The 20,747-nt window shown below is 72.7% G+C and carries 22 protein-coding genes; 6 read left to right on the forward strand and 16 right to left on the reverse strand.

Annotated features, from left to right (window positions below):
- Nucleotides 1-209 precede the first annotated feature (209 nt).
- The 5 genes from ABD224_RS17705 to sigE all read right to left on the reverse strand — a co-directional run bounded on the left by ABD224_RS17705 (nucleotide 210) and on the right by sigE (nucleotide 5,456).
- On the reverse strand, nucleotides 210-875 hold the full coding sequence (locus ABD224_RS17705) for a hypothetical protein (protein ID WP_344050870.1): 666 nt from the start codon (nucleotides 873-875) through the stop codon (nucleotides 210-212).
- A 158-nt stretch (nucleotides 876-1,033) separates the two neighbouring features.
- Nucleotides 1,034-1,462: a sec-independent translocase gene (locus ABD224_RS17710; RefSeq protein WP_344050872.1), complete on the reverse strand. Its 429-nt coding sequence runs from the start codon at nucleotides 1,460-1,462 to the stop codon at nucleotides 1,034-1,036.
- A 186-nt stretch (nucleotides 1,463-1,648) separates the two neighbouring features.
- Nucleotides 1,649-3,610: a S1C family serine protease gene (locus tag ABD224_RS17715; protein ID WP_344050874.1), complete on the reverse strand. Its 1,962-nt coding sequence runs from the start codon at nucleotides 3,608-3,610 to the stop codon at nucleotides 1,649-1,651.
- Between the two features lie 119 nt (nucleotides 3,611-3,729).
- Nucleotides 3,730-4,689, reverse strand: coding sequence for an anti-sigma factor family protein (locus tag ABD224_RS17720; protein WP_425580998.1), 960 nt, complete (start codon nucleotides 4,687-4,689; stop codon nucleotides 3,730-3,732).
- Between the two features lie 65 nt (nucleotides 4,690-4,754).
- Nucleotides 4,755-5,456, reverse strand: coding sequence for an RNA polymerase sigma factor SigE (sigE, locus tag ABD224_RS17725; protein ID WP_344050986.1), 702 nt, complete (start codon nucleotides 5,454-5,456; stop codon nucleotides 4,755-4,757).
- A 330-nt stretch (nucleotides 5,457-5,786) separates the two neighbouring features.
- Between sigE and ABD224_RS17730 the strand changes: the two genes are divergently transcribed.
- On the forward strand, nucleotides 5,787-6,437 hold the full coding sequence (locus ABD224_RS17730) for an O-methyltransferase (RefSeq protein WP_344050878.1): 651 nt from the start codon (nucleotides 5,787-5,789) through the stop codon (nucleotides 6,435-6,437).
- Between the two features lie 144 nt (nucleotides 6,438-6,581).
- On the opposite strand, the gene ABD224_RS17735 is transcribed toward ABD224_RS17730, so the two are convergent.
- Entirely contained in the window at nucleotides 6,582-6,749 is a 168-nt protein-coding gene (locus tag ABD224_RS17735; RefSeq protein ID WP_018834979.1) for a DUF3117 domain-containing protein, read from the reverse strand.
- Between the two features lie 457 nt (nucleotides 6,750-7,206).
- Between ABD224_RS17735 and chcB the strand changes: the two genes are divergently transcribed.
- On the forward strand, nucleotides 7,207-8,010 hold the full coding sequence (gene chcB, locus ABD224_RS17740; RefSeq protein ID WP_344050887.1) for a 2-cyclohexenylcarbonyl CoA isomerase: 804 nt from the start codon (nucleotides 7,207-7,209) through the stop codon (nucleotides 8,008-8,010).
- Between the two features lie 32 nt (nucleotides 8,011-8,042).
- On the opposite strand, the gene ABD224_RS17745 is transcribed toward chcB, so the two are convergent.
- Both ABD224_RS17745 and ABD224_RS17750 read right to left on the reverse strand, forming a co-directional pair.
- Nucleotides 8,043-8,624, reverse strand: coding sequence for a DNA-3-methyladenine glycosylase I (locus ABD224_RS17745; RefSeq protein WP_344050988.1), 582 nt, complete (start codon nucleotides 8,622-8,624; stop codon nucleotides 8,043-8,045).
- A gap of 56 nt (nucleotides 8,625-8,680) precedes the next feature.
- On the reverse strand, nucleotides 8,681-9,034 hold the full coding sequence (locus ABD224_RS17750; protein ID WP_344050889.1) for a DivIVA domain-containing protein: 354 nt from the start codon (nucleotides 9,032-9,034) through the stop codon (nucleotides 8,681-8,683).
- Between the two features lie 126 nt (nucleotides 9,035-9,160).
- Between ABD224_RS17750 and folP the strand changes: the two genes are divergently transcribed.
- Nucleotides 9,161-10,021, forward strand: a complete 861-nt coding sequence (gene folP / locus ABD224_RS17755) for a dihydropteroate synthase (RefSeq protein ID WP_067397612.1) — start codon at nucleotides 9,161-9,163, stop codon at nucleotides 10,019-10,021.
- Between the two features lie 148 nt (nucleotides 10,022-10,169).
- On the opposite strand, the gene ABD224_RS17760 is transcribed toward folP, so the two are convergent.
- Nucleotides 10,170-10,928 carry an LOG family protein gene (locus ABD224_RS17760; RefSeq protein ID WP_344050892.1) on the reverse strand — a complete coding sequence of 253 codons (759 nt, stop codon included), beginning with the start codon at nucleotides 10,926-10,928 and terminating at the stop codon, nucleotides 10,170-10,172.
- 117 nt (nucleotides 10,929-11,045) lie between these two features.
- Nucleotides 11,046-12,125: a succinyl-diaminopimelate desuccinylase gene (gene dapE / locus ABD224_RS17765; RefSeq protein WP_344050894.1), complete on the reverse strand. Its 1,080-nt coding sequence runs from the start codon at nucleotides 12,123-12,125 to the stop codon at nucleotides 11,046-11,048.
- 107 nt (nucleotides 12,126-12,232) lie between these two features.
- On the opposite strand from dapE, the gene ABD224_RS17770 reads away from it, so the two are divergent.
- Nucleotides 12,233-13,207: a VldE C-terminal domain-containing protein gene (locus ABD224_RS17770; RefSeq protein ID WP_344050896.1), complete on the forward strand. Its 975-nt coding sequence runs from the start codon at nucleotides 12,233-12,235 to the stop codon at nucleotides 13,205-13,207.
- Between the two features lie 173 nt (nucleotides 13,208-13,380).
- Here the strand turns inward: ABD224_RS17770 and ABD224_RS17775 are convergent, their stop codons facing one another.
- Nucleotides 13,381-14,475, reverse strand: a complete 1,095-nt coding sequence (locus ABD224_RS17775) for a bifunctional succinyldiaminopimelate transaminase/glutamate-prephenate aminotransferase (RefSeq protein ID WP_344050898.1) — start codon at nucleotides 14,473-14,475, stop codon at nucleotides 13,381-13,383.
- A 123-nt stretch (nucleotides 14,476-14,598) separates the two neighbouring features.
- Nucleotides 14,599-14,916, reverse strand: a complete 318-nt coding sequence (gene fdxA / locus ABD224_RS17780; protein ID WP_344050900.1) for a ferredoxin — start codon at nucleotides 14,914-14,916, stop codon at nucleotides 14,599-14,601.
- 140 nt (nucleotides 14,917-15,056) lie between these two features.
- Between fdxA and ABD224_RS17785 the strand changes: the two genes are divergently transcribed.
- Both ABD224_RS17785 and ABD224_RS17790 read left to right on the forward strand, forming a co-directional pair.
- The gene (locus ABD224_RS17785) at nucleotides 15,057-16,148 is read left to right on the forward strand and encodes a GNAT family N-acetyltransferase (RefSeq protein ID WP_425580996.1); all 1,092 of its coding nucleotides are present in this window, start codon (nucleotides 15,057-15,059) and stop codon (nucleotides 16,146-16,148) included.
- A gap of 29 nt (nucleotides 16,149-16,177) precedes the next feature.
- Nucleotides 16,178-17,041 carry a transglutaminase family protein gene (locus ABD224_RS17790; RefSeq protein ID WP_344050904.1) on the forward strand — a complete coding sequence of 288 codons (864 nt, stop codon included), beginning with the start codon at nucleotides 16,178-16,180 and terminating at the stop codon, nucleotides 17,039-17,041.
- A gap of 138 nt (nucleotides 17,042-17,179) precedes the next feature.
- On the opposite strand, the gene ABD224_RS17795 is transcribed toward ABD224_RS17790, so the two are convergent.
- Genes ABD224_RS17795 through ABD224_RS17810 form a run of 4 tightly spaced genes read right to left on the reverse strand, consistent with a single transcriptional unit; the run spans nucleotide 17,180 to nucleotide 20,692 of the window.
- A complete protein-coding gene (locus ABD224_RS17795; RefSeq protein WP_344050906.1) occupies nucleotides 17,180-17,794 on the reverse strand; it encodes a response regulator in 615 nt (204 codons plus the stop codon).
- A complete protein-coding gene (locus ABD224_RS17800) occupies nucleotides 17,791-19,029 on the reverse strand; it encodes a sensor histidine kinase (RefSeq protein WP_425580997.1) in 1,239 nt (412 codons plus the stop codon). The genes ABD224_RS17795 and ABD224_RS17800 overlap by 4 nt, the downstream gene beginning before the upstream one ends.
- The gene (locus ABD224_RS17805; protein ID WP_344050908.1) at nucleotides 19,026-19,766 is read right to left on the reverse strand and encodes an ABC transporter permease; all 741 of its coding nucleotides are present in this window, start codon (nucleotides 19,764-19,766) and stop codon (nucleotides 19,026-19,028) included. The genes ABD224_RS17800 and ABD224_RS17805 overlap by 4 nt, the downstream gene beginning before the upstream one ends.
- Nucleotides 19,763-20,692, reverse strand: a complete 930-nt coding sequence (locus ABD224_RS17810) for an ABC transporter ATP-binding protein (RefSeq protein ID WP_344050910.1) — start codon at nucleotides 20,690-20,692, stop codon at nucleotides 19,763-19,765. The genes ABD224_RS17805 and ABD224_RS17810 overlap by 4 nt, the downstream gene beginning before the upstream one ends.
- Nucleotides 20,693-20,747 lie beyond the last annotated feature (55 nt).

Genomic DNA, 20,747 nt, shown 5'->3' on the forward strand with positions numbered 1-20,747 from the left:
TTCACCCCCTCTTCGCCCCCTCCGCGCCCCTCGGGCCCGGAGGGGGTTTTCGTCGGCCTGCGACGCCCGGTGCGGGCCTGCCGGCCGCCCGGCGCGCCCTCACGACAACGGGGCGCCGCTCAGGGGGCGCCCCTTCTTCTCTGTTCGGTCTTCTCTCTTGGGTTCTCTTCGGTTCTTTTCGGCCCCGCCGGCCGGGCGTACGCGTTGTCTCAGGCGTACGCGTTGATGTCCTCGATCACGGCGAAGCCGAGTCCGTACGCGCTCATGCCCCTGCCGTACGCGCCCACGTGGACGCCCTTCTGGGTCGAGCCGGCGAGCACCCACCCGAACTCCGACTCACGGTAGTAGAAGGGCGTCGGCACACCGTCCACGGGCAGGGAGAGCATCGACCAGTCCGGGCTCGTCAGGTCGTCGGCGAGCGCCCAGGCGGTCTCCGTCTGCTGCTCCAGCCAGTCGTCCCGCAGGGAGTGGTCCATCTGGGTGGGCCAGGTGACGGACAGCAGCCCGACCCCGGCCAGCCAGGCCGCGGAGGAGACCGAGGTGGCCTCCAGGTGGCCCGTGCCGTCGGAGAGACGCCGTACGGGGTGGGAGGCGACGGTGACGACGACCGCGAACTTCTCCTTGGGCTCCTCCCCGGACGTCTGCTCGTTGCGTACGGAGGGCTCGTCGCCGTGCCCGATGGAACCGTGTTCCACACTGCCGTCGGCCGAGACGCCGACCCTCATCAGCCAGCGCGGCCCCGTGAAGGCCTCGTCGAGGCCGTACCACGGAAAGGGCGCCAGCAGGTAGCCGTCGACCGTGCGCCGGGCGAAGGGGAACCGTGGTCCACCCTCCGCGGCCGACGCCTGCGCGTCTGCCCGACTCGTCGTCTCCATGTGCCCGGACGCCTCCTCGCTCTCGTCGGACCGGCTCCGGCCCGCCCCCCTTCGGGCGACTCGTCCGGTCCGCACAACAACTCGGCAGCATATCGACCCCGCTCCGGGCAGCTGGGAAACCACCCGGCTCGTGGTCGTGGGTGTGCGGGGGAGTACGCTCAGGTGGCGTCCACGTCGAAGGGCGGACGCTCGTCGCGGCCCAGGACCTCGGACTTCTTGGTCAAGTCGATCCGGCCGCCGGCCGAGCCCGAGGAGGACCCGGACTCGCGGCCGTGCACCGCGTCCGTGAGCTCGGCCATCTCCTTCTTCAGGTCGAAACCGTTGCGGATCTCCTTCAGTCCCAGGTCGTCGTTCTCCAGCTGCTTGCGGATGAATGTCCTGGGGTTGAGGTCCTCGAACTCGAAGTCCTTGAACTCGGGACCGAGCTCGTTCCGGATGTCCTGCTTGGCGCTCTCGGAGAAGTCACGGATCTTCCGAATCGTGCGCGCCACGTCCTGAACGACCTTCGGGAGCTTGTCCGGACCGAACACGAGCACGGCCACGATGATGATCGTCACCAGCTCGAGCGGTCCTATGTCGTTGAACACCTGAAGCTCCTTGCGATGTCCTCGGTCCTCGGCCCTCGGGTGGTCCGGTCTGTGCGGGTCTTTCCGTGGTCCGGGCCGGAACCACGGTACCGGGCACGGCCGCCCGACCGGTACTGCCCCGAGGTGTCGACCGCGTGCACACGGTGCGCACGGCAAAGGCGCCGTGCGCCGTCCGCCCCGATCCGGTCAGCTGCTGTGCGAGGACCCGAGCACGACGGAGACCGTCCGCTCCCTTCCGCCACGGACGAGGGTCAGCTCCAGGCGGTCGCCGGGACGGTGGGCACGTATCTTGATGATCAACTCCTCGCCCGAGTGGACCCGGCGGCCGTTCACCGCGGTGATGACGTCACCGGCCCTGATGCCGGCCTTGGCCCCGGGGCCGCCGGGGACGACCGGGGAGCCGCCGTCATGGCCCCTGGTGCTCACCCGCGCGCCGTCCCCGGTGTAGTCCATGTCGAGGGTCACCCCGATCACCGGGTGGCTGGCCCTGCCCGTGTTGATCAGCTCCTCGGCGACCCGCTTGGCCTGGTTCACGGGGATGGCGAAGCCGAGGCCGATGGAACCGGCCTGACCGGTCCGCAGGTCGGAGCCGGTGCCGGCGGAGCGGATGGCGGAATTGATGCCGATCACCCGGCCCTGGGCGTCGAGGAGGGGGCCACCGGAGTTGCCGGGGTTGATCGGGGCGTCGGTCTGCAGGGCGTCGACGTACGACACGTCGCTGCCGTCGCCCCTCCCGCCGCCGGCCGTGATGGGGCGCTCCTTGGCGCTGATGATGCCGGAGGTGACGGTGTTGGCGAGGTTGAAGGGGGCGCCGATGGCCACGACCGGGTCGCCCACCTGCACATTGTCGGAGTTGCCGAGGGGTATGGGAGTCAGGCCGCGCACCCCGCGGACCCGGACGACGGCGAGGTCGTAGCCGGCGTCCCGGCCGACGATCCTGGCCTTGGTGGTCTGGCCGCTGCTGAAGGTCACCGATATGTCCCCGCCGGAGGCGGCCTTCTCCACGACGTGGTTGTTGGTGAGGATGTGGCCGAGCCGGTCGAGGACGAACCCGGTGCCGGTGCCCTGCTCGCCGGAGCCGCTGACGTGCAGCGTCACCACGCTGGGCAGGGCCCGGGCGGCGATCCCGGCGACGCTGTCCGGGGCACGCCCGGCGGGCTCCTTCCCGGCCTGCGGCAGCTCCACGGTCCCCACGCCGCCGTAGCGCTCGAAGTACGCCCCGGCCAGTCCGCCGAGTCCGCCGGACACCAGCGCGAGCACCACGGCTCCGCCCACCAGTGCCCGGGTCACCCGCCGGTGCCGCTGTTCCGCGCTGATCACCCCGGCTCCGCTCTGCTGCAGCGGCGCGGCGATCCGTCCCCCGGCCCAGGGGTCGTAACGCGCCCAGGGGTCGGTGCCGGCGACGGGCCCGCCGGGGGTGCCGGGCGGCGCGGGCGGCCCGGTGAGGTGCCCGGTCTGCGGGACCGGGCCGCAGTGGGGGTCGGCGGCGGCCTGGGGCGACGAGCCGTACAGCGGGACGTCCGCCGCGGCCGGTGCCTGCGGCACGGGCTCCGTCACCGGTGCCGGTGCGCCCGGGTACGGGACGGCCGCGGCGGGGGCGGGCCCGAGCGCCGGGTGCTGCACCGGTGGGGCGGGGGCCCAGGGGCCCGGTTCGCCGTACGGCGGGGTGCTGTAGGGGTCGGGGTCGTGCAGGGGCTTGGGGCGCTCGGCGGAGGGGTCCTCAAAGGCACCCGTGGGGGCGGGTGCCGCGGGTTCCTCCGGGGTGCGCAGCTCCGCGTGGCCCCCCTGCGCACCGCCGGCCGCCGGGGCGAGCTCATAGTCGCCGCCGTCGCCGCCGGTACCGCTGGTGCGGCTGTTGTCGCTGTTGTCGCGGTTGTTGCTGTCGCCGCCGCTGCCCGGGCCTGAGAGGGGCTTTTCCAGCTCGTAGTCGCCGTCGGCGGAGGTGGCCCGGGGCGCGGTGGCCTGTGCGGGGACGGTGCCCTCGGCCGCACCGCCGGTGGCGGCCCCGGCCGCGGCGCCGGGCGTTCCGCCGGCCGCTTCCCCGTCCGAAGCCGTGTCCTTCGGTCCGGCCGTATCCGGCCGCTCCTCCGAAGAGACGCGGTTCCACCATTTCGGGCGGGCGGACTTCGCGGGCTTCCGCTCGTTCATCTTCTCCCCACAGCGGATCACGGCACGGCTCCGCGCCCGGACCGGTGTCACGGGCGCGACCTGTGGTGGATTCAACCAGGTTCACGGCCCTCTGCGCAGAGACCGGCCGCGGAGGCCGGTCAGTGCGCGGCGCGGGAAGAGGCCGGGGGAAGGGCCGAGGAAGGCTCCGGAGAGGAAGCCGACAGGTGCTCCGGGGAAGAGGCCGAAGGGGAGGCCGAGGAGGCACCGATCGGGCCGGGCACCCTGAGCCCCGGGGTCGTGGGCCAGGAGGTCAGGGAGACCGGCGGTGTCGTGGTGAACGGACGTATCAGCGGGGACATCGCGGCCGCACCGGCGACCACCGGCGTGGTCAGCGTGTGCGTCACGTCCTGCGGATGCCCGGGGCCGGGCGGTACGACGCCCGGCAGCAGCGGCGCGGACAGCGAGGCCGGTGCCTTCGGTGCCCCGTCGGACGCCCGCTGCTCCTGGGCCGGCGGCACGGCCGGCTGACGGCGGCGCGCGTTCTCGGAGCCCGGCACCACCGCCGCGCTCCCCGTACGCACCGGGGTCACGTTGCTGCCCTTGCCCGAGCCGCCGCGCGCCTCCGCGCCGCTCATGCCGCCCGTCATGCCGGTGGTCAGCCCGCCGAGCGCGACCGCGGCCAGCGACACCGCCCCGGCGGCGACGAAGGCGAACCGCAGTCCGCGCGAGGCGGACCGCTCGCCGTCGCCACGGCCGACCGGATGGATGCGGAAGCCGCGCTCCTCGGCGGCACCGGCCGGCGCGGCGGCATGCGGCCGGACCGGCACATAACCGAACTCGAACCGCTCGCCGCGCTTCACGCCGAACACCCCGGGGCGTCCGGAGAGCCCGCCGGGCAGTCCTCCCCCGCCCAGCGGCGAGCCGTCGCCGTCGACGGCACCCCCGGGAAGGCCCTGCAGACGGGCCAGGAAGCTCTCGGAGGGAGGCGGTGGGGCCGCCTGCGCGAAGACGCTCTTCAGACGGCGCTGGGCGTCGACCTCCGCCTTGCACTTCGGGCAGGTGGCCACATGCGCCAGGACACGCTCACGCGTGTCATGACCGAGCTCTCCGTCGACCAGGGCGGCGAGACGGTCTCCCAGGTGCTGTTCCGCGAGGTGCCCCGCGGGATCGGGTCGTGAGCCACTCACGCGGTCGCGCCCCCTCCCCCCAGTGCGGGCACCCGGGGCACGAAGCTGCGGCGCTCGGCCCGTGCCTGGGGCGAACGGTGCGCGAGAGCCTTGCGCAGCTGGGAGCGTCCGCGGTGGATGCGGGAGCGGACCGTGCCGAGCTTGACGCCGAGGGTCGCGGCGATCTCCTCGTACGACAGTCCTTCGATGTCGCACAGGACGACCGCGGCGCGGAACTCGGGCGCGAGGGTGTCGAGGGCCTGCTGGACGTCCGCGTCGAAGTGCGCGTCGTTGAACAGCTGCTGCGGCGTCGGTTCCTTGCTGGCCAGCCGCTCGGCCGCGTCGTCGCCGAGCGCGTCGAAGCGGATGCGCTGCTTGCGGCGGACCATGTCCAGGAACAGGTTCGTGGTGATGCGGTGCAGCCAGCCCTCGAACGTCCCCGGTGTGTAGGTCGACAGGGAGCGGAAGACGCGGACGAAGACCTCCTGGGTGAGGTCCTCGGCGTCGTGCTGGTTGCCGGTGAGGCGGTAGGCGAGGCGGTAGACACGGCCGCTGTGGGTGCTGACGATCTCCTCCCAGGTGGGCGGAGCCCACGCCTGCCCGTTCGCGTCGGTGGAGAAGGTCGCGGTCTGGACGGTTTCGGCGGCGTGGTGCGGGTCAGCAGCGGTGTCGGTCACAGATTTCGGCCTGCCCGCCGACCCGAGGAAGCGTCGCAGCACTCCTCCGCGATCCACAGGCGCAGCCGCACCTCCCCTGTCGGCTCTGGTGGTGTCCAGTGGAGCCCCTACCATACCCACCTCGTCCGTTAGCTCCGGATAAGCGGTTTTGCGGGACATTGACACGCGCTCGCCCGGCTCGTGCGGCCGTACCGGCGCGTATTCGGCGTCCTGATTCATCCCCTGTCCCCCGTCCGTGCCGTCATCGTCCCCCGCACCGCTTCCCCACTGCTCGCCCGTTGCCTTCGCGGCCGTTCCTCCCCTCTCTTGAAACGGCCGGTCCCATCTGCGGGTTCCCGGCCCCAACGGCTACAGTCACGCCACAGGTATCCCATGGGACAGGAGAGGGTCATTACCGGCAACCGGCAGACGAACTGGGCGTTCGCCGACGCCTATGTCGCCGAGGACGACACGCTGCTCTGGGCCCGCGAGCGGGCCCGCGAGGCAGGGCTGCGCACGGTGTCTCCCAGTGCGGGTGCCGCACTGCGGCTGCTGGCTGCTTCCGTGGACGCGAAGGCGGTCGCGGAGATCGGCACCGGCACGGGGGTCTCCGGGATCCACCTGCTGCACGGGATGCGGCCGGACGGGGTGCTGACCACCGTCGACACCGAGCCGGAGCACCAGCAGTTCGCCCGTCAGGCGTTCCGCGCCGCCGGGTTCGCCGCCAACCGTGCCCGTTTCATCCCCGGCCGCGCTCTCGACGTGCTGCCCCGGCTCGCGGACGCGGGGTACGACCTCGTCTTCTGCGACGGCGACCGGCTGGAGTACCCCGAGTACCTCGCTGAATCGTTGCGTCTGCTGCGCCCGGGAGGTCTCGTCGCCTTCGAAGGCGTCTTCGCGCACGGGCGGACCGTGGGATCGGGGCCGCAGCCGACGGAGGTCCTGCGCCTGCGGGAGCTGCTGCGCACGGTGCGCGAGAGTCCCGATCTGGTGTCGTCGCTGCTGCCGGTGGGCGACGGCCTGCTGTGCGCGGTCAAGCGCTGAGCCTGTGCGCGGTCGCGCGCCGGGCGCCGGCGTCCGGGCCGTGTGCCCGTGCCGCCGGCCCTGCGTCCCGCTCACGACGAGCAGCCGCCCCGGCACCGTGCGCGGGTGCCGGGGCGGCCGAAAAAGGCTGTGATCGCCTGCGCGTCAGCTGACGACCTTCTTGAGGGCGTCGCCGAGCGCGTCGGCCTCGTCAGGAGTCAGCTCGACGACGAGCCGACCGCCGCCTTCGAGCGGAACGCGCATGACGATGCCCCGCCCCTCCTTGGTCACCTCGAGCGGGCCATCGCCCGTCCGCGGCTTCATGGCCGCCATGCTCGTTCCCCTTCCTGAAACCCAGCTCAATCGTCAAAGCCGACGGCCCACCGTGTGGGCACGCGCGTGGTCCCCGTCCGGACCGGGCCAGGACACGCGCCACCGGCATCGAACACATTGCTTCCCAGCCATTATCCCGCATCACAGGACCCGATGACCAACATCGGTCGGCATCGCTTGGGCAACGAGCGCGAGCAAAACCACTCAATTCGGCGATGTGGCTGCGATACTGCGCGCTTGCGCGGGTTCCTGACGGCGGCGGATTCCCCGAATGTGTTTGACGCAGGTCACATCTCCACCCCGCGCCACAGCCGATGATCTCCGTCATGCTGTCCTTCGGACACAGGATGTACCGACCGGTACAACCATCAGTACAACAGTCCGTACGGAGCTCGCACCACCGTGCGGCGATCCGTGCAGCGGTACGTCACAGCGGCGACATCGAAGGGGATGCCCCATGACCGACACCGTGCTCTACGAGGTGAGCGACGGGCTTGCGACGATCACGCTGAACCGTCCCGAGGCGATGAACGCGCTGGACGTCGCCACCAAGGTCGCTCTCCGGGACGCGGCCCGGTCCGCGGCGGACGACGACACCGTCCGCGCGGTGCTGCTGACCGCCGCCGGTGACCGCGCGTTCTGCGTGGGCCAGGACCTCAAGGAGCACATCAAGCTGCTGACCGCCGACCGGGAGACCGGGTCGGGGCAGGTGATGAGCACCGTGCGGGAGCACTACAACCCGATCGTGCGGGCGCTGGCGGGCGCGCCGAAGCCGGTGGTCGCCGCGGTGAACGGGGTCGCGGCCGGGGCGGGCTTCGGCTTCGCGCTCGCCGCCGACTACCGGATCGTGGCGGACACGGCGTCCTTCAACACGTCCTTCGCGGGGGTCGCGCTCACCGCCGACTCCGGCATCTCCTGGACCCTGCCGCGGGTGGTCGGCCCCTCCCGGGCCACCGACCTGCTGCTCTTCCCGCGCACCATCACCGCGCAGAACGCCCTGGAGCTGGGCATCGCCAACCGGGTCGTGCCGGCCGCCGAACTGCGGGCCGAGGCCGAGAAGGTGGCGCGGGCGCTGGCCGAGGGCCCGACGCTGGCGTACGCGGCGCTGAAGGAGTCGGTGGCGTACGGCCTGACGCACTCCCTGGAGGAGACCCTCCAGAAGGAGGACGAGCTCCAGACCCGGGCGGGGCTGTCCGAGGACCACGCCATCGCCGTGCAGGCGTTCGTCAACAAGGAGAAGCCGAAGTACCTGGGCCGCTGACCCGGCCGCATCCGGCGCCGCCCCGGCCGGGGTCAGGGGCGGCGCGCCACGCAGTCCGCGAGGTGGTCGTCGACCAGGCCGCACGCCTGCATCAGGGCGTACGCCGTCGTCGGGCCGACGAAGCGCAGCCCGCGTTTCTTCAGGGCCTTGGCCAGGGCCGTGGACTCGGGGGTGACCGCCGGGACGTCGGCGAGGGTCCTCGGGGCCGGGCGGCCGGCCGGGTCGGGGGCGTAGGACCAGATCAGGGCGTCCAGCTCGCCGGGGGACCACTCGGCGAGCACGCGCGCGTTGGCGAGCGTCGCGTCGATCTTGGCGCGGTTGCGGATGATGCCCGGGTCGGCGAGCAGGCGCTCACGGTCGGCCTCCGTGAACGCCGCGACCGCCGCGATCCTGAAGCCGGCGAAGGCGGCGCGGAAGCCGGGGCGGCGGCGCAGGATGGTGATCCAGGACAGGCCGGACTGGAACGCCTCCAGCGCGAGCCGTTCGAAGAGCGCGTCGTCGCCGTGGACCGGGCGGCCCCACTCCTCGTCGTGGTACGTCACGTACTCCGCCGCGGACAGCGCCCAGGGGCAGCGGAGGGCTCCGTCCGGGCCGGCGACCGCGGCTCCGGCCACCGTGCCGTCCCGTACCGCGTCGTCCTGGACCGCGCCTTCCTGCACCGCGCTGTCCGTCACCGCTGCTCCTCCGGCTCGGACCCGGCCGAGCGGGCGTGGGCGGCGGCCCGGGCGCCGGCCAGTGCGGACTCCAGATCGGCGATCCGCGCGTCGCGCTCGGCGAGTTCGGCGCCGAGGCGGCTGAGGGCGTCGTCCACGTCGGCCATGCGGTACCCCCTCAGGGCGAGCGGGAAGCGCAGCCCCTCCACGTCCGCGCGGTTCACCGGACGGTCCGGCGGCAGCGGGTCCTGGAACCGCTCCGGCGCCACCTCGGGCAGCGGACCGGAGCCCTCGCCGCCGCCCACCACCGCGAGGGTCACCGCAGCGACCACGACGGCGAGCGCGACGACCAGGAACAAGAACATAACCATCGCTGGGGTCCCCACGGAGTCTGTCGTATGTGTGTGGGTCCGATCGTGCCATGCGACGCTGACGGTTAGGGTCGCAGACGGTCGAAGAGCCGTAAGACACCGGGACGTACGAGGAGGCCACAGGGGATGCTCAGACTGGGCGGGCGTGAATTCGGCGCGCACGAACCGGTGATCATGGCGATCGTGAACCGGACCCCGGACTCCTTCTACGACCAGGGGGCGACGTTCCGCGACGAGCCGGCCCTCGCGCGCGTGGAACAGGCGGTCGCCGAGGGTGCGGAGATCATCGACATCGGCGGGGTGAAGGCCGGGCCGGGCGCGGAGGTGACCGTCGAGGAGGAGGTGCGGCGGACGGCCGGCTTCGTCGCCGAGGTGCGGCGGCGGTTCCCCGACGTGATCATCAGCGTCGACACCTGGCGGGCCGAGGTCGGCGAGGCGGTCTGCGAGGCGGGAGCCGATCTGCTGAACGACGCGTGGGGCGGGGCGGATCCGCGGCTCGCCGAGGTCGCGGCGCGGTACAAGGTCGGGCTGGTGTGCGTGCACACGGGGGGCGCGCAGCCCCGGACCCGGCCGCACCGGGTGGCGTACGACGACGTCATGGCCGACATCCTGCGGGCGACCGTGGGGCTGGCCGAGCGGGCGGTGGCGCTGGGCGTGCCCCGGGAGTCGGTGCTGATCGACCCGGGACACGACTTCGGGAAGAACACGCGGCACAGCCTGGAGGCCACCCGGCGGCTGGGAGAGATGGTCGCCACCGGGTGGCCCGTGCTGGTGTCCTTGTCCAACAAGGACTTCGTGGGCGAGACGCTGGACAAGCCGGTGAAGGAGCGGCTGGTGGGGACGCTCGCGACCACCGCTGTCTCGGCGTGGCTGGGAGCGCAGGTGTACCGGGTGCACGAGGTTGCCGAGACCCGGCAGGTGGTGGACATGGTGGCGTCCATCGCGGGGCACCGGCCTCCGGCGGTCGCCCGTCGGGGGCTCGCGTAGTCCCGGTGCCGTGACCCGTGGTCCCCGTGCCGTGCCGGGGGATCCCCGGGCCGTGGGGCCCGTGCCCGTCGGCCCCCGTCCCAAAGGCCCAAGGGCTCAAGGGCCCAAGGGCTCAAGGGCTCGGGAAAGCGAGGAGACGAACGGCGGGTTACTTGCCCGCCTCCTTCGACATCAGGGCCACCGCCTCCTCCACGTCGTCCGTCAGGTGGAACAGGGAGAGGTCCTCCTTCGCCGCCTTGCCCTCGGCGACGAGGGTGTTGGCGAGCCAGTCGACCAGGCCGCCCCAGTAGGCGGTGCCGAACAGGACGATCGGGAAGCGGGTGACCTTCTGGGTCTGGACGAGGGTGAGGGCCTCGAAAAGTTCGTCCAGGGTGCCGAGGCCGCCGGGCAGGACCACGAAGCCCTGCGCGTACTTGACGAACATCAGCTTGCGGACGAAGAAGTAGCGGAAGTTGAGGCCGATGTCGACGTAGGGGTTCAGCCCCTGCTCGAAGGGCAGCTCGATGCCCAGCCCCACCGAGAGGCCCCCGGCCTCCAGTGCGCCCTTGTTGGCCGCCTCCATGGCGCCCGGGCCACCGCCCGTGATCACCGCGAAGCCCGCCTCGGCCAGACCGCGGCCCAGCCGGACCCCGATCTCGTACTCCGGTGTGCCCTCCGCGGTCCGGGCCGAGCCGAACACGCTGATCGCGGGCGGGAGTTCGGCCAGCGTGCCGAACCCCTCGATGAACTCCGACTGGATGCGCAGAACGCGCCAGGGATCCGTGTGAACCCAGTCGGCGGGAGCGCGCTCGTCCAGCAGCCGCTGGTCCGTGGTGCTCTTCTGGACCTGATCCCGGCGCCGCAGAACGGGGCCCAGGCGCCGCTCGTCCGGTGGCTGCTTCTTGCCCTCGGGATTGCCGGTTGGCATGTGCACTCCCTTCTCTTGCCGAACGTTCCAGCCCAGCGTAGATCTGCGCGGGTTACCGGCGAAGGAAGCGAACCTGTCCGCCGTGAAACGTCCTGGGTCCGCCTCCCGGGGTGCCGGTCAGCTCGTCAACCAGGCCCGCAGCCGCTCCTCGCCCTCAAGGATCCTGGCCGTGTCCACCCGCTCGTCCCGCTTGTGCGCCAGGTGCGGATTGCCGGGACCGTAGTTGACCGCGGGGATGCCCAGGGCCGAGAAGCGCGAAACGTCCGTCCAGCCGTACTTGGGCCGCGGGGTGCCGCCGACCGCCTCGATGAACGCCGCCGCGGCCGGGTGGTTCAGGCCCGGCAGGGCGCCGCCGCTGTGGTCCTCGACCACGAACTCCTCGACCCCGCAGTCCGCGAAGACCTCGCGGACGTGGGCGACGGCCTCCTCCTCACTGCGGTCCGGGGCGTAGCGGAAGTTGACCGAAACCACGCACTCGTCGGGGATGACGTTGCCCGCCACCCCGCCAAAGATCCCGACCGCGTTCAGGCCCTCCCGGTACTCCAGGCCGTCGATCACCGGGTGGCGCGGCGTGTACTCCGCGAGGCGCCTGAGGATCGGTGCGGCCGCGTGGATGGCGTTGGAGCCCATCCAGCCGCGTGCCGAGTGGGCCCGCTCGCCCTTGGTCTTCAGCAGCATCCGCAGGGTGCCCTGGCAGCCGCCCTCCACCTCGCCGTCGGTGGGCTCCAGCAGCACCGCGAAGTCGCCGCGGAGCCATTCCGGGTGCGCCTCGGCGATGTGCTTGAGGCCGTTCAGCTCGGCGGCGACCTCCTCGTTGTCGTAGAAGACGAAGGTCAGGTCGCGGTTGGGGGCCGGAACCGTGGCCGCGATGCGCAGCTGCACCGCCACACCGGACTTCATGTCGCAGGTGCCGCAGCCCCACAGCACTCCGTCCTCGTCCAGCCGGGACGGCACATTGCCGGCGATCGGGACGGTGTCGATGTGGCCGGCCAGGATCACCCGCTCGGAGCGGCCCAGGTCCGTCCGGGCCACGACGTTGTTGCCGAAGCGGTCCACCGTCAGGTGCGGCAGCTCACGCAGGGCGTCCTCGATCGCGTCGGCCAGCGGCTTCTCCGTGCCGCTCTCCGAGGGGAGGTCGACGAGCCGCGCGGTCAGCCGAGCGGCGTCCAACGTGAGGTCAAGTGTGGTATCGGCCATGCGGTTGACCCTAACCCGCGCATCGTTTCCGCGCCGCCGCCGTGTGCCCTCACCGGTTCTCCGCACCCGGCTCAGCAGCCCCCGCGATCTCAAGTACCTTGTAGACCGTGCGTGCCCCGTCCCTGTCATCCAAGCCCCGTGGCCGTCTCCTTCGGTTCGGGTCGGCCTTCGCCGTCATGCTCGCACTCGTGGGTTACATCTCGTTGCAGTACATCACCGGGCGCGCCGGAGGCCCGGCCTGCGAGGTCGTCTCCGGCAAGGGCGACGGCGCCTCGTACCGGCTCACCCCGGAGCAGGCGAGGAACGCGGCGACGATCGCGGCCGTCGGCACCGGACGCGGTATGCCCGAGCGCGCGGTGACCATCGCACTGGCCACCGCGATCCAGGAGTCGTCCCTGCGCAACATCGACTACGGCGACCGGGACTCCCTCGGCCTGTTCCAGCAGCGTCCCTCGCAGGGCTGGGGCACGCCGGAGGAGATCATGGACCCGACGTACTCGGCGGGGATCTTCTACGACCACCTGGCCAAGGTCCCCGGCTACACGAGGCTGCCGCTCACCGTGGCCGCCCAGCGGGTGCAGCGCAGCGGTTTTCCGCAGGCGTACGCCAAGCACGAGCCGGGCGCGACGCTGCTCGCCGCCGCGCTCACCGGGCGCTCCACGGCCACGCTGACCTGCCGGGGCACCCCCAGCGTCACCCGGTCCGGCGGCGGCCCCGACGCGGTGCGCGCCGCACTGGTACGGGACTTCGGACAGGACGTGATGCAGGAGGTCGGCGCGGAGGTGGACTCCGGCCCGTCGCCCGCGCCCCGCCGGCCCGCGGACGCCAAGGGGCGGACCGTGACGCTGCCCGTGCCGGACGGCACGGCCGCCGCCGGGCGCAGTGCCCGGCAGCGGGGATGGCAGTTCGCGCACTGGGCGGTGGCCAACGCCTCCGCGCTGCACATCGAGCGGGTCTCGTACGCCGGCCACGAGTGGCGGGCGGGAACGGCCGACGGCCGGTGGCGGATGGTGAGGACGCGGGGAGCCGCGGGAGCGGAGCGGGGCGCGGGCGTGGTCCGCATCACCACGGTCAGGCATTGAGGGACGGCCCCGCGGCGCCGGGTGCGTGCTCCCGGCGTGCCGGGCGGTGTCCGCACAGTCCGTGCGGTTCTCGTAGTCCGCGTATTCCGGATACTCCGTATTCCGGGTACTCCGCGTACTCCGCGTACGTCTGCGGGCGCACCCCGCACGTCCGCCCGAGGAGGTGCGCGCCGTCAGCCCAGCCGTGCCGCTGCCGCCGCCACCCGCTCGTCCGTGGCCGTCAGGGCCACGCGGACGAAGGAGGCGCCCGCCGGGCCGTAGAAGTCGCCGGGGGCCACCAGGATGCCCAGGCCGGCCAGGTGGGCGACCGTGTCCCAGCAGGGCTCGTCCCGTGTGGCCCAGAGGTAGAGGCTCGCCTCGCTGTGCTCGATGCGGAAGCCGTGGGAGAGCAGGGCCCGGCGCAGGACGGCGCGACGGGCGGCGTAGCGTTCGCGCTGCTCGTGGACGTGGGTGTCGTCGTTCAGGGCGGCCACCGCCGCCGCCTGGGTGGGCGCCGGGGTCATCATGCCGCCGTGCTTGCGGATCTGGAGCAGCGGGCCGAGGACGGCCGGGTCGCCGACCAGGAAGGCGGCGCGGTAGCCGGCCAGGTTGGAACGCTTGGAGAGGGAGTGGACGGCGACTATGCCGTCGTACGAGCCGCCGTTCACGTCCGGGTGGAGCACCGAGACGGGGTCCGCCTCCCAGCCCAGCTCCAGGTAGCACTCGTCGGACAGGACGAGGACGCCGTGCTCACGGGCCCAGGCGACGATCCGGGTGAGCTCCTCCTTGCTCAGGACCTTGCCCGTGGGGTTGGAGGGCGAGTTCAGCCACAGCAGCTTCAGGTGCGCCGGGTCCAGCTCCGTCGGATCGTCGTAGGTCTCGTGGTCCGCGCGGGCCAGGCGGGCGCCGACCTCGTAGGTGGGGTAGGCCAGCCGCGGGTACGCCACCTTGTCGCCGGGGCCCAGGCCCAGCTGGGTGGGGAGCCAGGCGACCAGCTCCTTGGAACCGACGACGGGCAGGACGTGCCGGTGGGTGAGCCCGCGCGCGCCGAGGCGGCGCTCGGCCCAGCCGGTGATCGCATCGCGCAGTCCGGGCGTGCCCCATACGGTCGGGTAGCCCGGGGAGTCCGCCGCTCCGACCAGTGCCTTCTGGATCAGTTCGGGGACCGGGTCCACCGGGGTGCCGACCGACAGGTCGACGATGCCGTCCGGATGGGCCGCGGCCGTTTTCTTGTACGGCTCCAGCTTGTCCCAGGGAAACACGGGAAGCCGGTCGGAGAGTGCGGACACGGGTTCAGGCTCACTTTCGGTTGCGGCAAACGCCTCGGTCCCGTGCGGCGGTCGGAACGCTCGGGGCGGTCAAGGCCGTACGGGACCGAGGCGGCGCGGTGTGCGGGCCGCTGAGGACTGGATTTACGCCTGCGGCGGCAGGGCGGCGACGATCGGGTGGTCGCGCTCGATCAGCCCGAGCTTGCTGGCACCGCCGGGAGAGCCGAGCTCGTCGAAGAACTCGACATTGGCCTTGTAGTAGTCCTTCCACTCCTCCGGCACGTCGTCCTCGTAGAAGATTGCCTCGACCGGGCAGACCGGCTCACAGGCTCCGCAGTCGACGCATTCGTCCGGGTGGATGTACAAGGACCGCTGGCCCTCGTAGATGCAGTCGACCGGGCACTCCTCGATGCACGCCTTGTCCTTGACGTCAACACAAGGCTGCGCGATGACGTAGGTCACGCTGTCGTTCCTCCTCAATAGGGCGCTGGCGGGCCTCGGCAGGCTCCGCCGCCTGGCGCGCGGGAGCGCGGCGTCGTCGATGCCCGCCCCTAGTATCTCCGTTCCGGTGCATGATCCGAACAGGAGGGGTGGACAGACCCGTGGAAATATCCTCTTCAGGGCACCTCGAGGTCCGTATCACCGCTGCTGACGTGGGTAAACGGGTCTCCGTACGGCGTGTGGCCGACCCCGGCACGCCGGGCGCGAGGTTCACCGACACGGTCGGTGTTCTCACCTCCTGGGACGACGGTGTGCTGGTGATCACACGAAGGAACGGCGAGACCGTCCACATCCTGGAATCCTCCCTGGTCGCGGGCAAGGTCGTCCCGGCCGCGCCGGCCAGGCGCCGGGGTCCGGCCGCCACGTTCGAGGAGCTCGCCCGGGCCGCGGCGCGGGCCTGGCAGCCGCTGGAGAGCGAACGGCTGGGCGACTGGGAGCTGCGGGCCGCGGCCGAGAAGGAGCCGCGCGAGGCCGCTTCGCAGGAGGCGGTGGCCGGGCGGCGGACGGGCTTCACCCGCCGGGCCAACTCCGTCCTGCCGCTCGGCGACCCCGGTCTTCCGCTCGACGAAGCACTGGCCCTCGTACGACGCTGGTACGGCAGGCGCGGCCTGCCCGCGTACATCCAGGCCGCCACCGGAGCCGAGGGCACGCAGGAGATGCTGTGCGCGGAGCTGGAGCGGCGGGGCTGGGTGCGCGAGGTGAGTGCCGAGCTGTGGGTCGGGGCGCTCGCGCCGGTCGCGGACCGGGCCGAGGGCTCCGGGGTCGTGCTGTCCCGTACGGCCGACGAGGCGTGGCTTGCGCGGTACCGGCGCAAGGGGGTGAGCGAGGTGGCCCTGAGGGTGCTGGGCAGCGGCCCGTCGGTGTGGTTCGCGAGCGTGCCCGGCGAGGGTGAGGTGCCCGCGGCGATCGGACGGTGTGTCGTCGACGGGCGGTGGGCGTCCTTCTCCGCCGTCGAGGTGGATCCGGCGCTGCGACGACGGGGGCTCGCCACCACCGTGCTCGCCGCACTCGCCCGCCGGGCCCTCGACGAGGGTGCGTCGGCGGCCTGGTTGCAGGTCGAGACCGACAACACGGCGGCGCGTGCGCTGTACGGCGCGCTGGGTTTCTCCGCGCACCACGCGTACCACCACTACCGCGAGCCGGACCCCGGTCCGGGCACGGTGCCCCAGGACGCTGGTTCCGTCCGGTCGTAGCGATCGTCGTGGAAGAGCACGAGGCTGCCATGCGTTCCCTTGATCCCCCGCCGCCCGAGCGCTCGGCCGAGCTGCGCCGCCGGTTCGCCGAGGAGGTGCGGTCCGAGCGCCCCGATCTGACGACGCTGTGTCTGCTGGTGGGCGCGGAGGGCGACGGCGCGCTGGACGAGGCGGGCATGGACGCGGTGCAGATCGAGCTGGACCGGCTCGCGGGGCTGCTGCCGTACCGGCCGGGCGGGCCGCGGGCCTGGGCCCGGGCGCTGGGCGAGCTGCTGGGCGAGCGGTGCGGCTTCCACGGCTGCGCCGCGGACTACCAGCGTCTGGAGTCCTCGCTGCTGCACAAGGTGCTGGTGCGGCGGCGCGGGCTGCCGATCCTGCTGTCGGTGGTGTGGATGGAGGTCGCGCGGCGGGCGGGCGCGCCGGTGTACGGGGTCGCGCTGCCGGGGCATTTCGTGGTCGGGTTCGGGACTCCGGAGCGGCAGGAGCACGAGCGGGTGCTCGCGGATCCGTTCGACGGGGGACGGGTGCTGACCGGGGCGGACGCGGAGCTGCTGGTGCTGGGGGCCACGGGGGCGCCGCTGCACCCCTCGATGCTGACGCCGGCGACGCCCCTGGAGGTCGTGGCGCGGATCCTGAACAACATCCGGGCCTGGGCGGCCGTGCGGCCCGAGCGGTCGGACGTGGCGCTGTGGGCGGTGGAGCTGTCGCTGCTGCTGCCGTCGCACCCCGCGCGGCTGCGGTACGAGCGGGCGCAGTTGCTGGTGCAGCGGGGGGACTTCCTGCGGGGGGCGGAGGAACTCGACGCCTACGCCGATGTCGTGGCCGCGGTGGACCGGCCCGCGGCCGAGCGGGTGCGGGAGCAGGCGCGCTCCGCGCGGGCGATGCTGAACTGAGGTCCGCGGCCCGCCGCCCGGGCGCCGCGGGGGTTCACCGGCCGGCGAGCGCGGGTTCGCCGCGGCCGGACGCGCCCGCACGGCGGAGCCGCGTGCCGCGGGAGCCCCGCGCCCCTGGCGGGCCGCCCTGCCCGGCGTTCACAGCCAGCCCTTCTCCCGTGCCGTGCGTATCGCCTCGGTTCTGTTGCGGGCCGCCAGTTTCTGGATCGCCGTGGAGAGGTGGTTGCGGACCGTGCCCTGGGAGAGGTGGAAGGCGGCGGCCAGTTCCGCGTTGGTGGAGCCGTCGGCGGCGGCCCGGAGGAGTTCGCGTTCGCGGTCGGTCAGGGGGTTGGCGCCCTCGGCCAGGGCGGCCGCGGCCAGGGTGGGGTCGATGACCCGCTCGCCGGCCAGGACCTTGCGGATCGCCTCCGCGAGCTGGGCGGCCGGGGCGTCCTTGACCAGGAACGCGTCGGCGCCCGCCTCCATGGCGCTGCGCAGATAGCCGGGGCGGCCGAAGGTGGTGAGCACGACCAGTTTCAGCGCGGGGAGCTCCTGGTGGAGCCGGGCGGCGGCCTCGATGCCGGTGCAGCCGGGCATCTCGATGTCGAGCAGGGCCACGTCGACGTCGTGGGCGTGCGCCGCCGCCACGACCTCGTCCCCGCGCGAGACCTGGGCGACGACCTCGATGTCGTCCTCGAGGCCGAGCAGGGCGGCCAGCGCCTCGCGGACCATCGACTGGTCCTCGGCCAGGAGAACCTTGATCGTGCTGCTCATGCCGGGGATCCTACGTCCGCGGCGGGCGTGAGCGGCACGCGGGCGACGAGCCGGAAGCCGTGCTTGACGCGGCCCGCCTCCAGCTGTCCGCCCGCCTTCTGGAGGCGCTCGGTCAGACCCGTCAGGCCGTTGCCGTGCCCCCTCCCGGCACCGCTCGGGCCTCCCGAGCCGTTGTCCTCGACGGAGAGTTCGAGGATCGGGCCGTCCAGGGTCTGGCGGCGGACCACGTTCACCGTGCAGCGGCTCGCGCCGCTGTGCCGTACGACGTTGGTGACCGCCTCGCGCAGCGCCCAGGCGAGGGCGGACTCGCTCTCCTCGGGGACGCCGGTGAGGTCGGGTTCGGCGGGTATGTCCGCGACGACGTCGGCGGCCGTGAGGGCCACCCGGGCGCCCGCCAGTTCGGCGGACAGGCGGGGGCGGCGGTAGCCGCTGACGGCCTCGCGGACGTCCACCAGCGCCTGGCGGCTGACCCGCTCGATGTCGGCGACCTGCTGGGCGGCCTTGTCGGGGTGGTCGGGCAGCATGCGCCCGGCCAGCTCGCTCTTCAGCGTGATCAGGGAGAGGGAGTGCCCGAGCAGGTCGTGCAGGTCGCGGGCGAGGCGCAGGCGTTCCTCGTTGGCGGCGAGCTGGGCGACGGTGGCGCGGGCCTGGCGCAGCTCGACCGTGGTGCGCACGAGTTGCCGTACGCCGGCCATGGAGAAGCCGATGAGGAGGACGAGCATGAGCAGTTGCCAGAAGTCCCTGTCGCCCAGGTGCAGGGCGGTCAGCACCATCACGGCGCCGGTCAGCGGGACCGTCCAGTACACCGCGCCCGAGGGGAGCGCCGCCCCGCAGCAGACCGAGACGTAGACGAACAGGCCGAGCCAGTGCGTGCCGAGCGTGAGGCTCAGCACGAGGGCGAGCATGCCCAGTCCGGCGATCAGTCCGCCGGCGTACCGCTGGTCCATGAGCCGGCCGGTGGGGCGGCCCATGTGGCGGAAGACCAGTGTCAGGTAGACGGTGACGAAGACCGCCAGGCCCGCCCCGCCGGCCACGATGCAGGCGGGGCTGTGGCGGCCGGAGGCCAGGTCGTGCACCGGTGAGCTGAGGAACAGCAGCCAGGTGCCGATCCACAGACCTTTCCGCAGTGTCTCGCGGATGTCGCGCGGGGGCTCCCCCACGCGTACCGGCCGCTCCGCACGGGCCTCTTCCCGCACCCGGTCCTCCCCCCTCCGGTCCTCCGTCCCGACGCTCACGCCTTCAGCGTGTCCTTCCGGTACAGCCACGCCGCGCCGCCCGTGAAGAGGACGAAGGAGACGGCGAGGACGGCGATGTCCTGGGTGTGCGGGGCCCGGCTCTGCTCGATGGCCTGCCCCAGTGCGGCGTACGCGTGGGTGGGCAGCCACTCGGCGATGTCCTGCAGCCACTGCGGGAAGGTGGTCGCCGGCATCCACAGGCCGCCGAGCATCGACAGGCCGAAGTAGACGATCATGGTGATCGGCCGGACCGCGTCACCGGTGGCGAGGTAGCCGATGGCGACCCCGAGGGCGGCGAAGACCAGGCTGCCGGCCCAGATCGCGCCGGTGAGGGCGAGCCACTGCCAGGCGTCGAGGCGTACGTCCTTGGCGGCCGCGGCGACCACGAAGACGACGACGATGGACGGCAGGCTCACCACGGCGGCACCGGCGGTCTTGGCGAGGACGTAGCCGTGCCCGGGCAGGGAGGTCAGCCGCAGCTGCCGCACCCAGCCGCTCTCGCGCTCCTTGGCGATGCGCTCGCTGTTGCCCATGAGCACGGCGGTCAGGGCGCCGAAGGAGGCCATCGAGACCATCATGTACGCCGGCAGGGTCAGGCCGCTGTCGCCGACCTCGGACACGCCGTCCACGCTGCTGGAGGTGATCAGGAACAGGATCGAGGGGTAGAGCACGGAGAAGAACAGGAACTTGCGGTTGCGCAGGGCGCGGACGAGTTCCAGCCTGATGAGATCGTTCACGACTGCCTGGCCTCCTCCGCCTCGGTGAGGGCGACGAATGCCTGTTCGAGCCCGAGCCCGGTGACTTCGAGGTTGCGGGGGTGGACGCCGAGCCCGTACAGGGCGTGGACGGTCGCGTCGGCGTCGGCGGACTGGATGCGAACGGTCTGGCCGGATATGTCGATGGAGGTGATGAAGGGCAGGCCGCGCAGGGCGGTCTCGTCCACCGGGCCCTCGAGGTCGAAGGAGACGCGGCGCACACCCGCCTTGGCCTTGATCTCGGCGGCGGTGCCGTCGGTCAGCAGCCGGCCCCGGTGCAGGACGAGCACCCGGTCGGCGACGGCGTCGGCCTCCTCCAGGTAGTGGGTGGCGAACAGGACCGTGCGGCCCTGGTCGGCCTGCTCGCGCATGGTCGCCCAGAAGGCCTGGCGGGCGGAGACGTCCATGCCGGTGGTCGGCTCGTCCAGGACGATCAGGTCGCTGTCGCCGGCGGTGGCGAGGGCGAAGCGGACGCGCTGGGCCTGGCCGCCGGAGAGCTTGTTGACCTTGCGGTCGGCGATCTTGGAGATACCGGCCCGGGCCAGCACGTCGTCGACCTCGTACCGCCTGGGGTGCAGGGCGCAGGCGAGCCGCACCAGTTCGGCGACGGTGACCTCCTCCATCAGCCCGCCGCTCTGCAGCATGGCGCCCACCCGGCCGGCGACGATCGCCTCGCGCGGGCTGGTGCCGAACACCCTGACCGTGCCGCTGTCGGGGCGCTTCAGCCCGAGCAGCAGGTCGAGGGTGGTCGACTTGCCCGCGCCGTTCGGGCCGAGCAGGGCCACGGTCTCGCCCGGGTGCAGGGTGAGGGTCAGCCCGTCCACGGCCCGTACGTCGCCGTAGCTCTTGGTCACCTGGTCGAACCCCACCACCGGGGTCGTGGTGACGGTCTTCGCTGTCGTCGTCATGGCCGTCATGCTGGCCGAGGGGCGGAAACGCCCGCCAGTGTCGGCGGTCCTGACT

Origin of the sequence: Streptomyces thermoalcalitolerans (assembly GCF_039525155.1) — a bacterium.
GTDB classification, from domain to species: Bacteria; Actinomycetota; Actinomycetes; order Streptomycetales; family Streptomycetaceae; genus Streptomyces; species Streptomyces thermovulgaris.

Bases quoted from the DNA above. Each gene is read 5' to 3' on its own strand.
- ABD224_RS17810 (WP_344050910.1), bottom strand. From the start codon at position 20,692: ATGACGACGACAGCGAAGACCGTCACCACGACCCCGGTGGTGGGGTTC.
- dapE (WP_344050894.1), bottom strand. From the start codon at position 12,125: ATGGCCGATACCACACTTGACCTCACGTTGGACGCCGCTCGGCTGACC.
- ABD224_RS17750 (WP_344050889.1), bottom strand. From the start codon at position 9,034: ATGGTTATGTTCTTGTTCCTGGTCGTCGCGCTCGCCGTCGTGGTCGCT.
- ABD224_RS17735 (WP_018834979.1), bottom strand. From the start codon at position 6,749: ATGGCGGCCATGAAGCCGCGGACGGGCGATGGCCCGCTCGAGGTGACC.
- folP (WP_067397612.1), top strand. From the start codon at position 9,161: ATGCTCAGACTGGGCGGGCGTGAATTCGGCGCGCACGAACCGGTGATC.
- ABD224_RS17705 (WP_344050870.1), bottom strand. From the start codon at position 875: ATGGAGACGACGAGTCGGGCAGACGCGCAGGCGTCGGCCGCGGAGGGT.
- ABD224_RS17795 (WP_344050906.1), bottom strand. From the start codon at position 17,794: ATGAGCAGCACGATCAAGGTTCTCCTGGCCGAGGACCAGTCGATGGTC.
- ABD224_RS17730 (WP_344050878.1), top strand. From the start codon at position 5,787: ATGGGACAGGAGAGGGTCATTACCGGCAACCGGCAGACGAACTGGGCG.
- ABD224_RS17760 (WP_344050892.1), bottom strand. From the start codon at position 10,928: ATGCCAACCGGCAATCCCGAGGGCAAGAAGCAGCCACCGGACGAGCGG.
- chcB (WP_344050887.1), top strand. From the start codon at position 7,207: ATGACCGACACCGTGCTCTACGAGGTGAGCGACGGGCTTGCGACGATC.
- ABD224_RS17790 (WP_344050904.1), top strand. From the start codon at position 16,178: ATGCGTTCCCTTGATCCCCCGCCGCCCGAGCGCTCGGCCGAGCTGCGC.
- ABD224_RS17715 (WP_344050874.1), bottom strand. From the start codon at position 3,610: ATGAACGAGCGGAAGCCCGCGAAGTCCGCCCGCCCGAAATGGTGGAAC.